We start from the raw sequence: 13,792 nt of genomic DNA, 5'->3' as shown, positions 1-13,792 counted from the left end.
AAGAACCTCTACCCTATTTAAGGCGAATATTCGCGCCGAAAAGAGCCAAGAAATGAATTAAGACTTCAATTTTTCGACAAGGGTCTTTCCGAGCCTTGCAGGCGACGGAGAGACGGTAATTCCGGCCGATTCCATGGCCGCGGACTTGGAACCGGCGTCGCCCTTGCCGCCCGAAATGATCGCGCCGGCATGGCCCATACGCCGTCCCGGAGGGGCCGTAACACCCGCGATGAAGCCGACCATCGGCTTCTTGCGGCCGCGCTTGGCCTCATCTTTCAGGAATTGGGCGGCATCTTCCTCGGCCGATCCGCCGATTTCGCCGATCATGACGATCGAGGTCGTCTTGGGATCGGCCAGGAACATTTCCAGCACGTCGATGAATTCGGTGCCTTTGACCGGATCGCCGCCGATGCCGACCGCGGTGGTCTGGCCGAGTCCCTCCTGGGAGGTCTGGAACACCGCTTCATAGGTCAGCGTGCCGGAGCGCGAGACGATGCCGACATTGCCGGGCTTGAAGATATTCGCCGGCATGATGCCGATCTTGCATTCGCCCGCGGTCATGACGCCCGGGCAATTCGGCCCGATCAGCCGTGATTTCGATCCGCTCAGCGACCTTTTGACCCGCACCATGTCGAGCACCGGGATACCTTCGGTGATGCATACGATCAGCGGAATTTCCGCGTCGATCGCCTCACAGATCGCATCCGCCGCACTCGGCGGCGGCACATAGATCACAGAGGCATCGGCGCCGGTCTTCTCGCGCGCTTCGGCGACGGTATCGAACACCGGCAGGCCGAGATGCGTCGCGCCGCCTTTGCCCGGCGAGGTGCCGCCGACCATCTTGGTGCCGTAAGCGATCGCGGCTTCCGAATGGAAGGTGCCGTTCTTGCCGGTAAAGCCCTGGCAGATGACTTTGGTATTCTTGCCGATCAGGATGGACATGATTGAGGGTGCTTTCGCGAGACGTTCGGTAAGGGGTCAGTGAATCCGCCGGTAGACGCCGGTGAGCACGTCGGCCCACCCTTCCGCGTCAGGCGAGAACTGGATTTTCATGGCGTAGCTGTTGTCGTCGATGACTTCGTAGACGTGGCGCGCATTGCCGCGCAGTGAGCCGCGCACCAGGACCAGCGATTGGCCGGTCCAGCCGCCGGAGGCCGGCGACGGCGGGTAGTAGCCGAGTGAATCGTGCCAGAACAATTTGTAGAGCCGGTCCTCGCGGTCATAGGTGAACACGCCATGGGTGGCGAAGGATTCCTTGCCGTCGCGGGTCTGACGCGTATCCTGGATCAGATAGAAGCCGTTGAGATCGATGCGGGCTGCGACATGCGAGGTCGCTGGCCCGCCCTCGGTCCAGCGCGACGGATGCACCATCTCCTCGCCGGCCCACTCGCCCGCGAACACCGCAAGCTTGCGATGCTCCTGCAGCGGCGTCGGTGCGACGAGATGATCGGCGGGCATCGGCCTACCCTCCCTTGACGGCCTTGACGATCTTCTGCGCGGCGTCGTCGAGGTCATCGGCCGACAGCACGTTGAGGCCGCTCTCCCGGATGATCTTCTTGCCGGCCTCGACATTGGTGCCCTCGAGCCGCACCACCAGCGGCACCTTGAGGCCCACTTCCTTCACCGCGGCGACCACGCCGTCGGCAATGATGTCGCATTTCATGATGCCGCCGAAGATATTGACCAGAATACCCTTCACGCTGGGATCGGCGGTAATGATCTTGAAGGCGGCCGCGACCTTTTCCTTGCTGGCGCCACCGCCGACATCGAGGAAGTTCGCCGGCTCCATGCCGTAGAGCTTGATGATGTCCATGGTCGCCATCGCGAGGCCGGCGCCGTTGACCATGCAGCCGATGGTGCCATCGAGCGCGACGTAGTTGAGGTCGTATTTCGAAGCTTCGATTTCCTTGGCGTCTTCCTCGGTCTCGTCACGCAGCGCCACCACGTCGGGATGGCGAAACAGCGCGTTGTCGTCGAACGACACCTTGGCGTCGAGGACCCGCAGCTGGCCCTGCTTGGTGACGACCAGCGGATTGATCTCCAGCATCGCCATGTCCTTGGCGATAAAGGCCGTGTAGAGCTGCGTCACCAGTTTTTCGGCCTGCTTGGCGAGATCGCCGGACAATTTCAGCGCCTTGGCGACGGTGCGGCCGTGATGGGCCATGATGCCGGTCGCGGGGTCGACCGAGAAGCTGACGATCTTCTCAGGGCTGTTGTGCGCGACGTCCTCGATGTTGACGCCGCCCTCGGTGGAAACCACGAACGACACTTCGGAGGTTTCGCGGTTGACCAGGATCGAAAGATAAAACTCCTTGTCGATGTCGGAGCCTTCCTCGATGTAGAGCCGGTTGACCTGTTTGCCGTGCGGCCCGGTCTGCACCGTGACCAGCGTCGCTCCCAGCATCTGCTTGGCGAATTCATTGACCTCGGCGACCGATTTGGCGATGCGGACGCCGCCCTTGTCGCCGGCGCTGGCCTCCTTGAATTTGCCTTTGCCGCGGCCGCCGGCGTGGATCTGGCTTTTCACCACCCAGACCGGACCGGGAAGCGTCTTCGCGGCCACGTCGGCATCGGCAGCCCGCAGCACCGGCACACCCCCGGAGATCGCAACCCCGAATTCGTGCAGCAGTGCCTTGGCTTGGTATTCATGGATGTTCATGCAGACGCTCCCCGAATCCTCATGCGCTTCAATCGGCAACGATACCCGTTTCAGATTGGTATACCATATGCCACACCGAGCGCAAATTCAAAATACTCTGTAATTCCATCGCGTTAGCCGCGTCTCGATTCCAGATCCACCGTAGACACCGGCGAATCTGGAAATCACCGTGTGCCGAAGATCGACCAGCCCGGCCGTCGGCCGGCAACTCACGGAGCGATCAGCGGCCGAGCAGATCGGGCGCGATCTTCTTGCAGGCATCGACCAGACCTTGCACCGCGCCAACCGACTTGTCGAAGGCTTCGCGGTCCTTGCCTGCGAGTTCGATCTCGACAATACGCTCGACGCCCTTCGATCCGATGACGACGGGCACGCCGACATACATGTCCTTCACGCCGTATTCGCCGTTGAGGTAGGCGGCGCAGGGCATCACGCGCTTCTTGTCCCTGAGGTAGCTCTCGGCCATCGCGATCGCGGAAGCCGCCGGCGCATAGAACGCCGAGCCGGTCTTCAGGAGGTTGACGATCTCGGCCCCGCCATTGCGGGTGCGGTCGACGATCTCGTCGATCCGGGCCTGCGAGGTCCATCCCATCTTGACAAGATCGGGCAGCGGAATGCCGGCCACGGTCGAATATCGCACCAGCGGCACCATGGTGTCGCCATGGCCGCCCAGCACGAAGGCGGTGACATCCTCGACCGAGACGTTGAATTCGTCGGCGAGGAAATAGCGGAAGCGCGAGGAATCCAGCACACCAGCCATGCCCACCACCTTCTTGTGCGGCATGCCGGAAGCCTTCTGCAGCGCCCACACCATGGCGTCGAGCGGGTTGGTGATGCAGATGACGAAGGCGTCGGGGGCGTATTTCTTGATGCCGGCGCCGACCTGCTCCATCACCTTGAGATTGATGCTCAAGAGATCATCGCGGCTCATGCCGGGCTTGCGCGGCACGCCGGCGGTGACGATGCAGACCTTGGCATTGTCGAGCGCCTCGTAGGAATTGGCGCCGGTGAAATGCGCGTCGAACCCGTCAACGGGCGAGGACTGCGCGATATCGAGCGATTTTCCCTGCGGCACGCCCTCGGCGATGTCGAACATCACGACGTCGCCCAGTTCCTTCAGGCCGACGAGGTGGGCCAGCGTTCCGCCGATCTGGCCGGAGCCAATCAAAGCAATTTTGTCGCGCGCCATGGGAAATCTGTCCTTTGAACGTACGGAGGTGGATCGAAGAAAGATTGACTGGCTGGTTATCCCTTTCGCCCGACCCGTTCAAGCCGGGGCATGCTCAATTGTCGGTCTTGCCTCGATTTCGATCAGACCGCTTTTGTCATTCCGGGATGGTCCGAAGGACCAGACCCGGAATCTCGAGATTCCGGGCTCGTTCGCTTCGCTCGCGCCCCGGAATGACAGCAACAGTGATCAGGTCTCCACGAGCCCCGTGCTCGAACCGCTGGCCGCGGAATCCTTGTGTCCGTGCGGCAGCGCCAGATAGGATTCCGAACTCATCTCGATCAGCCGCGACGAGGTCCGCTTGAATTCGTTCGCCTCATTGCCCTCGCTCGCGACATATAACGACAGCGGATCAGCTTCGGCCGAAGCCATCAGCTTCACGCCGTTGTCATAGAGGGTGTCGATCAGCGTAATGAACCGCTTGGCGGCGTTGCGCATCGCATAGTCCATCACGGGAATGCGGTCGATCATGAGGGTGTGGTAGTCGTGGGCCAACCGAAGGTAGTCGGAGGCGCCGAGCGGCTTTTCACAGATATCCGCGAAGGAAAATCGCGCGACGCCATGCGCCGAACACGGCACATGCAGGACGCGGCCCTTGATCGAGATATCGCGCGGCCTGCAGGGCGCATTGCCGCTCATGCTGACCCAGGCCTTGTCGAGCGCAGCGTCGGCGGCAGCGTCGGCCGGCACCAGCCACATTTTCACGCCCACAAGCTTTTCCAGCCGGAAATCAGTCCGCGCCTCGAGCCGCAGCACGTCCATATGTTCCGATATCTGCGCAATGAAAGGCAGAAACAGCGCCCGGTTCAGGCCTCCTTTGTAGAGCTCGTCGGGCGCAACATTGGAGGTCGCGACCACCACGGTACCGAGGTCGAACAGCTTGGCGAACAGCCGCCCCAGGATCATCGCGTCGGCGATGTCGGTGACGTGGAATTCGTCAAAACACAACAGCCAGACCTGGTCGAAAATCGAAGCGGCGGTGAGTGCGATCACATCGCCATCGGCGATCTCGCCACGCGCGATGTTCTGGCGGAAGCCGTAGATCCGCTCATGCACCTCGGCCATGAATTCGTGGAAGTGCGCACGGCGCTTGTGCTCGACCGCGCTGTGCTGAAAAAACAGGTCCATCAGCATGGTCTTGCCGCGCCCGACGTCGCCGTGAACATAGAGGCCGCGCGGCCGCGCATCGTCCTTGTCGGCGAACAGGCGGCCGAGCAGGCCCTGCTTGCGCAGCGGCTTGTAGCGCGCGAGGCGTTGGTCGAGGTCGGCGAAGGCTTCCGCGACCTCTTCCTGCGCGGCATCGGGCTCGATCGCGCCGGAGGAGACGAGAGCCTGATAATGGGCGCGGAACGATGCGGGCGGGGGAGACAGCATGGCCCCCTCTTACCGCCCCAAGCTTAAGAAAATTGCAAGCCGTGAATTGGTGCAGGGGCTATGCAAACTGCCCGTTGCCGACCCGAACGAAGATCGTCATCCCCGCGCAAGCGGGGATCCAGTACGCCGGGGCCTCTCGGCTCTGGCACGCTCAGCTCTGGAATACTGGGTCACCCGGTCAAGCCGGGTGACGACGACAGTGGGTGGGCAAGCGCGTGCTTCACGCGCTCAGCGCGTAGGAATCCTCCACCACATAGGGGCCGCCGCCGGTCGAGGCACGCGAGGAAAACAGCACGAAGCGCGACGCCGTGAACACCCGGGTCGGGAAATAGCCGCGCACCGACAGGTAGTCCGCAACGTCCTGGGTGGAGGCGTCGCGGAGTCTTGCCAGGGTCACATGGGGGGTGAATTTGCGGCCCTCCGGATCGAGCCCGATGCGCTGCATCAGCCGCTCGAGCTCGGCCTGCAGTTCAATCAACGGCCGGCTCGGCACCACCTGGGCCACCACCGCGCGCGGCTTCTTTCCGCCGAAGCTGGAGAGGCCCTGCACGGCAACCTCGAACGGCTTGCGGTTGACCCGGAACAGCAGCGAGGCGATTTCGTTGGCCGCGATACCGTCGATATCGCCGATGAAGCGCAAAGTGACGTGATAATTTTCGGGGTCGATCCAGCGCGCGCCCGGCAGGCCGCCACGCAAAGAGGAAAGTGTCTGGCCGATCTCGGCCGGAATTTCCAGTCCAGTAAACAAACGCGGCATCGCAAGACTCCCGATGCTGGGGCGTGATCCCGAAAAGTGGACACCGGTTTCTCGGGAACGATCACGCCCTGTAACAAAGTCCGGTAACGAATCACCGATCGTTATTTTCTACCGTAGTTATGTGACTCTGCGAAGCATTCGGCGTGCCGCTCCGGGAAAACTACGGTGTTAGGGTTATCGCTGCCCGCTTTTCAGCTGCGTTGCCCGGATATCGCGCCGAGAAATGCCTCCACGCTGGGCAGGATGTTCTTGACGATCACCTCGACGCCCTCCGCCGTCGGATGCATGCCGTCCGCCTGATTGAGCCTGGCGTCGCCAACGACACCCTCGAGGAAGAACGGATACAATGCCACCCCAAGGGACTTGGCGAGGTCCGGATAGATCGCATTGAAACGGGCCGAATAATCACTGCCGTTATTCGGCGGCGCGAGCATCCCGCACAACAGAACCGCGATTCCGCGTGCCTTCAGCCGCGTCACGATGTCGGCCAAAGCCGCACGGGTGATCGCGGGATCGGTGCCGCGCAAGGCGTCATTGGCGCCAAGCTCGACGACGACGGCCTGGGTCCCCTCCGGCACCGACCAGTCGAGCCGGTCACGGCCACCCGAACTGGTGTCGCCGGAAACCCCGGCGTTCGTCATTTCAACCTCTATCCCTTTGACCTTTAATGCTTTTTGCAACTTCTCCGGAAACGCGTCGGAACCCGAAAGACCGAACCCCGCACTCAGCGAATCACCCAGCACGACCATCTTGACCGGCTTGGCCTCGACCGCCGCCGAGGTCTGGGCAAAGGCCGGTTCCACCCCCATCAGCGCCAGCCCCAACACGAGCATGTGCACGAACATCCGCGACAGCCCCTCGACCGCGCCGCCGGAAGTGCCATATGACCGAGCCATGGACAGTCTCATCGCACCCTCATCGTTGGCCGGCACCGAACCGGACACCATTTCCATCTCGAACGTCAATCTCTCGCTCGGCGCGGGGCCGGCCCGCGTCCATATCCTGAAAGATATCAGCCTTAGTGTGGCACCGGGCGAAGCGATCGGCCTGATCGGGCCGTCAGGCTCGGGGAAATCCACGCTGCTGATGGTGATGGCCGGACTGGAGCGTCCTGATAGCGGAGAGGTGGTGGTCAACGGTACCCCTTTCAATGCCCTCGATGAGGACGCGCTGGCGCGCTTTCGCGGTCGGCAGGTCGGCATCGTATTCCAGTCGTTTCACCTGATTCCGACCATGACGGCGCTGGAAAACGTTGCGGTGCCGCTGGAGCTCGCGGGCAATCCCGATGCGGCGCGGCGCGCGGCGCAAGAGTTGACATCGGTCGGTCTTGGCGACCGGCTGCATCATTATCCCACGCAATTATCCGGCGGCGAGCAGCAGCGCGTCGCATTGGCGCGGGCGCTGGCGCCCGATCCGGCCATTCTGGTCGCCGACGAGCCTACCGGCAATCTCGATGAAGCCACCGGCAAGCAGATCGTCGATTTGCTCTTCACCAAGCATGCCGAGCGCGGCATGACGCTGGTGCTGGTGACCCACGATACATCGCTGGCGCAGCGTTGTGACCGGGTGGTGCGGCTGCGCTCGGGCCGGATCGACGGACAGGTGGCGGAACGCGAAGCCGCTTCATGACGACGGTTTCCGAACCCATTGCCGGCGGCCGCGCCGCGTCGCTTCCCCTGCGCTATGCGTTACGCGAATTGCGCGGCGGCTTGCGCGGCTTTTACGTCTTCATCGCTTGCATCGCACTTGGCGTCATGGCGATCGCCGGCGTCGGCTCGGTGGCGGCCAGCCTCAGCGAGGGACTGGCGCGCGAGGGCCGCACGCTGCTCGGCGGCGACGTGGCCTTCTCCCTGTTCCAGCGCGAGGCCAAACCCGATGAAGTCGCGTTTCTGCGTTCGCGCGGCGAAGTTTCCGTCACGGCGACGCTGCGCGGCATGGCGCGCACCGGCGACGGCCGGCTTGCGCTGGTCGAGATCAAGGCCGTGGACGGCACTTATCCGATGCTCGGTGAGGTCGCGCTCGACCCGAAACTGCCGGTGGCGGATGTGCTGGCCGAGCGCGACGGGCTGTTCGGCGCGGCGGTCGATCAGACCTTGCTGGCCCGGCTCGATCTCAAGGTAGGCGACCGGGTCAGCATCGGCAGCGCGACGTTTCAGATTCGCAGCGTCCTCAGTGCCGAGCCCGACAAGCTCGCCGGCGGCCTCGGCTTCGGGCCGCGATTCCTGGCCAGCGAGGCCGGCCTTCGTGCCACTCAGCTGTTGCAACCCGGCAGCCTGGTGCGCTGGATCTATCGGGTAAGGCTGCCGGACAACTCGGCCGGCGATCGTGCCGCGACCGTGCTGGCCGACGATGCGAGGAGCGCGCTGCCGGAAGCCGGCTGGGAAATCCGCACCCGCGACAGCGCCTCGCCGCAACTCGAGCGCACCATCAGCCGTTTTACCCAGTTTCTCACCCTGGTCGGCCTTGCCGCGCTTTTGGTCGGCGGCGTCGGGGTCGCCAATGCCGTCAAGAGCCATATCGACCGGCGCCGCGATGTCATCGCCGCGTTCAAGGCGCTGGGCGCCACCGGCCGCGACGTCTTTGCGATCTACCTCACACAGGTGATCGTACTCGCCGTGATCGGCTCGGTGATCGGTCTTGCCGCCGGGGCCGCGCTGCCGTTCCTCATCGTCGATGTGTTCGGCAAATTGTTGCCGCTGCCGGTGGTGCCGGCGCTGCATGTCGATCAACTCGTGCTGTCATTCGTCTATGGCCTTTTGACCGCGCTCGCGTTCGGGCTATGGCCGCTGGGCCGCGTGCATGACGTGCCGGTGGCGGCGCTGTTTCGCGAAGCTGTGACCAGCCCGTGGCATCGCCCGCGCTGGCGCTACCTCGCCTTGATGGCCGCGGTGATCGCGCTCCTGATCGTGGTCGTGATCGGGCTCGCCTATGACAAGCGCGTCGCCACCGTGTTCGTGGTATCCTCGATCGCCGTGTTCGCGCTGTTGCGCGGCATCGCCGCCGGCTTGATGGCGCTGGCGCGCCGCCTGCCCCGGACGCGCGTCACCATGCTGCGTCTTGCCATCGCCAATATCTACCGGCCCGGCGCAATGACGCCCTCGGTGGTGATGTCGCTCGGTCTTGGTCTGACCGTGCTGGTCACGATCACGCAAATCGACGGCAATCTGCGGCGGCAATTCCTGGCGGCGCTGCCGGACCGCGCGCCGTCGTTCTATTTCATCGATATTCCCGCCACCGAAGCCGACCGCTTCAGCGCCTTCCTGAAACAGACCGCGCCGCAATCGACGGTCGAGGACGTGCCGATGCTGCGCGGCCGCATCGTCGCCGCGCGCGGCGTCAGGGCGGAAGACCTCAAACCCTCGACCGACAGCGAATGGGTGCTGCAGAGCGACCGAGGCCTCACCGCGACCGGCGAAATCCCCAAGGGCTCGAAAATCGTCGAAGGCCAATGGTGGGGCCCAAACTATGACGGGCCGCCGCTGATCTCAATCGAGAAGAAGATCGCCGACGGGCTCAGGCTGAAACTCGGCGACGAGATCGTCGTCAACGTGCTCGGTCGCGATATCCCGGCAACAATTGGAAACATGCGGACCGTCGACTGGCAGGGCCTCGGCATCAATTTCGTGCTGGTATTCTCGCCCAACGCCTTCAAGGGCGCGCCGCATACCCATATCGCGACCTTGACCGAGACCCACCCGGATTCCGCCGGCGACGCCCGAATCATCCGGTCGGTGGCCGACGCGTTCCCGATGGTCACCAGCGTGCGGGTGCGTGAAGCGCTGGAAACCATCGGCACGGTCGTCACCAACCTGGTGCTGGCGATCCGCGGCGCCAGTGCGGTCACGCTGATTTCGGCGGTTCTGGTGCTGGGCGGAGCGCTTGCCGCCGGCCATCGCCACCGCGTCTACGACGCGGTGATCCTCAAGACGCTCGGCGCGACAAGGGCGCGGCTGCTCGGGGCCTACGCGCTGGAATATCTGATGATCGGCTTTGCCACCGCGGTTTTCGGTGTCATCGCCGGCTCGGTGGCGGCCTGGCTGATCGTGACCCGGCTCATGACCCTGAGCTTCGTCTGGCAGGCCGGTAGCGCCGCCGGCGTGGTGGCGGCAGCGCTGGTCGTCACGGTAGGATTGGGGCTCGCCGGAACATTGCTGGCGCTGAACCAGAAGCCGGCCGCGGTGCTGCGAAATTTATAATATAAATTTTATACAACCGGCACGGCCGGGGGCAGCCGGCGCGGGGGCGGAATCCTGTCGGCCTAGCGACATTCGGCCGCGCATGGACGCTTGCGGTGGATGTGCTAGTTTCCCAAATATCAGTTTGGGTCAGGTGCTGTTTCATGACGCAAAATTAATGTCAGGAAAACACGGCATCTGGGATAGATTTTCTAGCTGGCGCCGCAACCCCTTGCGCTCCGCCAGACAACCAACGGGAATTCGACCATGTCGGACCTAGACCGCAACTATACGTCTCCTTTCGGCCGGGCCGCCGGGCGCGTTGACGCCGCGACCGTCGACGCCGGTCTGCGCGCCTACATGCTGCGCATCTACAATTACATGAGCATCGGCCTGGCCATCACCGGGCTGGCCGCGCTCGGCGTCTATATGCTGGCGGTGACCGCCGATCCGTCCGGCGCCGCCGCAAAGATCGGCAACGCCTTCCTGACGCCGTTCGGCTACGCGATGTTCGTAAGCCCGCTGAAATGGCTGTTCATACTGGCGCCGCTCGCCATGGTGTTCGTGATCTCGGCCGGGATCAACCGTCTCGCTCCGGCGACCGCCCAGATGCTGTTCTGGGTGTTTTCGGCGCTGATGGGGATTTCGCTGTCCTCGATCTTCCTAGTGTATACCCACACCTCGATCGTGCGGGTGTTCTTCATCACCGCGGCCACCTTCGGTGCCCTGAGCCTCTACGGCTATACCACCAAGCGTGACATGACCGGGATGGGGTCGTTCCTGATCATGGGCCTGTTCGGCATCATCATCGCGAGCTTGGTCAACCTGTTCCTCGCCAGCTCGATGCTGCAGTTCGTGGTGTCCGTGGTCGGCGTGCTGGTATTCGCCGGCCTCACCGCCTGGGACACCCAGCGGCTGAAGAACGACTACATCTACGGCTATGCCCGGCAGGGCGGTGACGTGGCGGAGCGTGCGGCAATCACCGGTGCCCTGTCGCTCTATTTGAACTTCATCAACCTGTTCACGCTGCTGCTGCAATTGCTCGGTCAGCGCGACTGACCGCTTTCGCTTGAAGCAGACCATTCCAAGCCCTGGCCTCGCGGCCGGGGCTTTTCTTTTGCGACGGGTAAAATAATCTGTGCGCCATGCCCTCACTTGAAATCAGACCCGCAACCGCCGCCGATCTGCCCTCCATTGCCGATATCTACGCGCATGCCGTCCTCTTCGGAACCGCGACGTTCGAGCTGATCCCGCCGGATCTCGCCGAGATGACGCGGCGCTTCGAAACCCTGGTGGACGGCGGCTTCCCCTATTTCGTCGCAACCCTCGGGGACAACGTCGCCGGCTACGCCTATGCCGGCGCCTACCGGCCGCGACCGGCCTACCGGTTCACCGTGGAGAATTCGGTCTATTTGCAGCCGGCCATCCACCGGCGTGGGATCGGCCAGCAATTGCTGCAACGGCTGATCAGCGAATGCGAGGCGCGCGGCTATCGCCAGATGATCGCGGTGATCGGCGATTCCGCCAATGCCGCATCGGTCGGCGTCCATTCAAGGTGCGGATTTCAGATGATCGGGACCCATCCGAATGTCGGCTTCAAGTTCGGCCGCTGGCTCGACACCGTGATGATGCAGCGCGCGCTCGGCGAGGGGGCGGCCACCGTGCCGGTGAGCGACCCGGGCTGACTTGCCCCTCCTCGGGATGAGGCGACGTTGCGCGGCTAGACCACCGCCAGCTTGCGGTCGATCACCAGCAGCACACGATCCAGTTCATGGCCGCGGCGCAGAATCAGTCCGCTCGCCGAGATCACGCTGTAGATTCCCTGCTTGCGCGCCAATCGCGGATCCTTCTCGATGCGATAGATCGGCACTTCGGAAGCGCGGCGGAATACCGAGAACACCGCACGGTCGCGTAGAAAATCGATGGCATAATCGCGCCACTCGCCGTCAGCGACCATGCGTCCGTACAGATTCAGGATGCGATTGAGTTCGAGACGATTGAACGTCACCCGGCTTGGCAAGGCACCCGCAGCGACGTGGCGCGCCGCTGCGCGGGCCTCGCTTGGGTCGGGTTCCTCCGACATCGAGCTCATGGCCATCTCCTGTCATCGTGACGACATGATCGCGCCGACTGACCTCCGCTGCAAGAGGGCCATGACGGCAGTCTCTGAATTCGTCCGCAACCGAAAACTCCCCGATCAGGAGAAACAGGCCGTCACAGGATCGTTAGCGGAATCATAATACCGCCCAACTTCCGCCCAGCGACCGCCCTGCTGGATTGCGACAAGAAAATCTCTGCGCTGGCCCGGTCCTTTCGACACCGGATTCCTCAGCCCCCAGCCCCCCGGGGTCGTCGGGATCGGGCCTGTCCGCAGAGTAGTTTATCCCCATACTGGGCCAACGCGAGTTGGTCCTTTTTCTTTTTGGCCGCCAGATCATTGGCAGGCGGCCTTCGTTTTCATGCCGGCACAATTTCCTCGCTTCCAACCGGAAGCTGGCACTCCAGATCGTCTGCCCGAAATGGGATATTCGAATGCAGGGACGGCTTCAAAGGACGGCAAGACCATCCGTGGCAGCTATCAGGCCTATGTGGATGGCGTTGGCAAATTCGTCATGACGAAGCAATAGCCGCGCCCGCCAGGCGAAAGCTTGCAGCCAACCCGCAGCGGGCAGCGTCCGCGCAAACACGCCGCGCGAGAGATAAATTCTTAGTGAAGCGACGTATACGCCGCGCCCAGCATCGGGCCAGGCCTGTCGCGGCTGCCGTCCTGGATATAGACGGCGGCGGCATCGATGCCCTCGCGCGAAACATTTTCCAGCGGCACGGTCCAGCTGCCGGCATTGCCGTTCCAGTCGCCGACCTTCAGCACGTTGCGCACCACATTGTAGTAGGTGATTTCACGGCCGCGATTCTCGCCCCGTCCGATCGATATCGGCACCGCTTTCGAGATCGAGCAGATCCATATTTCGCCATGCATCGCGGCCGGGCCCTTGTTGGCGGCCGCCACCGACACTGTAATCTGCTTCCCCGCCAGCGTCATGGAAACCGGCACCGACATCACACCATCGGCTTTCTTGGTATTGCCGATCGCACTTTCGATGCCGGCCCGGTCGCTGCCGATCACGTGGGCGGCACCGTTCACGACCACCTGCGGCGTGTAGACGTCGCGATCGCCGCGCATCTGCGAATAGGCTTTCTGACGGGCACTGAAGCGCGCATCCGCCAGCGTGTCCTTCCAGCCAAGGTAGTCCCAGTAATCGATCGGCATGCTCAACGCGATCACCGAAGGATCCTTGGCCAGTTCGCCGATAATCTTGTCGGCGGGTGGGCACGACGAGCATCCCTGTGAGGTGAAGAGCTCCACCACCGCGCGGGGTTCGGCGATGGCGGGTCGGATAATCGCTACAATCGCGCAGACGCCGAGCGCCCCTGACCACCGCGAAATGCAATTATAGGCCACCATCGCTGTCATACCAGGACCCAGGAATTTCCCCGCCGCAACTGTCCGCACATCAGGCCGTTAACCATGCGGCCTGTCGGCCGCCCGCCCTCCGAACAAAAGAAGGCGGCCTTTCTTAGGCCGCCTTCACTTCCCTCGC

14 protein-coding genes are annotated in these 13,792 nt (G+C 63.2%); 5 read left to right on the top strand and 9 right to left on the bottom strand.

Annotated features, from left to right (window positions below; translation table 11 throughout):
• Nucleotides 1–57 precede the first annotated feature (57 nt).
• The 7 genes from sucD to E8A46_RS08045 all read right to left on the bottom strand — a co-directional run bounded on the left by sucD (nt 58) and on the right by E8A46_RS08045 (nt 6,857).
• A complete protein-coding gene (sucD, locus tag E8A46_RS08075) occupies nt 58–942 on the bottom strand; it encodes a succinate--CoA ligase subunit alpha (protein ID WP_291559262.1) in 885 nt (294 codons plus the stop codon).
• A 36-nt stretch (nt 943–978) separates the two neighbouring features.
• Nucleotides 979–1,458: a DUF1579 family protein gene (locus tag E8A46_RS08070; protein WP_291559261.1), complete on the bottom strand. Its 480-nt coding sequence runs from the start codon at nt 1,456–1,458 to the stop codon at nt 979–981.
• Between the two features lie 4 nt (nt 1,459–1,462).
• Nucleotides 1,463–2,659 (bottom strand): ADP-forming succinate--CoA ligase subunit beta, encoded by a 1,197-nt coding sequence (gene sucC / locus E8A46_RS08065; RefSeq protein ID WP_291559260.1) that lies wholly within the window; start codon nt 2,657–2,659, stop codon nt 1,463–1,465.
• Between the two features lie 220 nt (nt 2,660–2,879).
• The gene (gene mdh / locus E8A46_RS08060; RefSeq protein ID WP_291559259.1) at nt 2,880–3,848 is read right to left on the bottom strand and encodes a malate dehydrogenase; all 969 of its coding nucleotides are present in this window, start codon (nt 3,846–3,848) and stop codon (nt 2,880–2,882) included.
• Nucleotides 3,849–4,076: 228 nt separating this feature from the next.
• Complete coding sequence (gene zapE, locus E8A46_RS08055) at nt 4,077–5,261, bottom strand: cell division protein ZapE (protein WP_291559258.1); 1,185 nt, start codon at nt 5,259–5,261, stop codon at nt 4,077–4,079.
• A 220-nt stretch (nt 5,262–5,481) separates the two neighbouring features.
• Nucleotides 5,482–6,018, bottom strand: a complete 537-nt coding sequence (gene thpR, locus E8A46_RS08050) for an RNA 2',3'-cyclic phosphodiesterase (protein ID WP_291559257.1) — start codon at nt 6,016–6,018, stop codon at nt 5,482–5,484.
• Between the two features lie 191 nt (nt 6,019–6,209).
• Nucleotides 6,210–6,857, bottom strand: coding sequence for an arylesterase (locus tag E8A46_RS08045; protein ID WP_291559311.1), 648 nt, complete (start codon nt 6,855–6,857; stop codon nt 6,210–6,212).
• A gap of 55 nt (nt 6,858–6,912) precedes the next feature.
• Here E8A46_RS08045 and E8A46_RS08040 point away from each other — a divergent pair, with 55 nt between their 5' ends.
• The 4 genes from E8A46_RS08040 to E8A46_RS08025 all read left to right on the top strand — a co-directional run bounded on the left by E8A46_RS08040 (nt 6,913) and on the right by E8A46_RS08025 (nt 11,878).
• Nucleotides 6,913–7,647 carry an ABC transporter ATP-binding protein gene (locus E8A46_RS08040; RefSeq protein ID WP_291559256.1) on the top strand — a complete coding sequence of 245 codons (735 nt, stop codon included), beginning with the start codon at nt 6,913–6,915 and terminating at the stop codon, nt 7,645–7,647.
• Nucleotides 7,644–10,214: an FtsX-like permease family protein gene (locus E8A46_RS08035; RefSeq protein ID WP_291559255.1), complete on the top strand. Its 2,571-nt coding sequence runs from the start codon at nt 7,644–7,646 to the stop codon at nt 10,212–10,214. The genes E8A46_RS08040 and E8A46_RS08035 overlap by 4 nt, the downstream gene beginning before the upstream one ends.
• Before the next feature lie 246 nt (nt 10,215–10,460).
• A complete protein-coding gene (locus E8A46_RS08030) occupies nt 10,461–11,252 on the top strand; it encodes a Bax inhibitor-1/YccA family protein (RefSeq protein WP_291559254.1) in 792 nt (263 codons plus the stop codon).
• 86 nt (nt 11,253–11,338) lie between these two features.
• Nucleotides 11,339–11,878 (top strand): GNAT family N-acetyltransferase, encoded by a 540-nt coding sequence (locus E8A46_RS08025; protein WP_291559253.1) that lies wholly within the window; start codon nt 11,339–11,341, stop codon nt 11,876–11,878.
• A 35-nt stretch (nt 11,879–11,913) separates the two neighbouring features.
• Here E8A46_RS08025 and E8A46_RS08020 read toward each other — a convergent pair whose 3' ends face one another.
• On the bottom strand, nt 11,914–12,285 hold the full coding sequence (locus E8A46_RS08020) for a DUF2794 domain-containing protein (RefSeq protein WP_291559252.1): 372 nt from the start codon (nt 12,283–12,285) through the stop codon (nt 11,914–11,916).
• Between the two features lie 367 nt (nt 12,286–12,652).
• Here E8A46_RS08020 and E8A46_RS08015 point away from each other — a divergent pair, with 367 nt between their 5' ends.
• Complete coding sequence (locus tag E8A46_RS08015) at nt 12,653–12,820, top strand: hypothetical protein (RefSeq protein WP_291559251.1); 168 nt, start codon at nt 12,653–12,655, stop codon at nt 12,818–12,820.
• Between the two features lie 80 nt (nt 12,821–12,900).
• On the opposite strand, the gene E8A46_RS08010 is transcribed toward E8A46_RS08015, so the two are convergent.
• Nucleotides 12,901–13,665: a DUF1223 domain-containing protein gene (locus E8A46_RS08010; protein WP_291559250.1), complete on the bottom strand. Its 765-nt coding sequence runs from the start codon at nt 13,663–13,665 to the stop codon at nt 12,901–12,903.
• Nucleotides 13,666–13,792: the final 127 nt, after the last annotated feature.

It is taken from the genome of Bradyrhizobium sp. (assembly GCF_004799445.1).
GTDB lineage: Bacteria > Pseudomonadota > Alphaproteobacteria > Rhizobiales > Xanthobacteraceae > Bradyrhizobium.
Note: the sequence above shows the minus strand (reverse complement) of the source record. Positions and strands in the feature narration are given on the sequence as shown.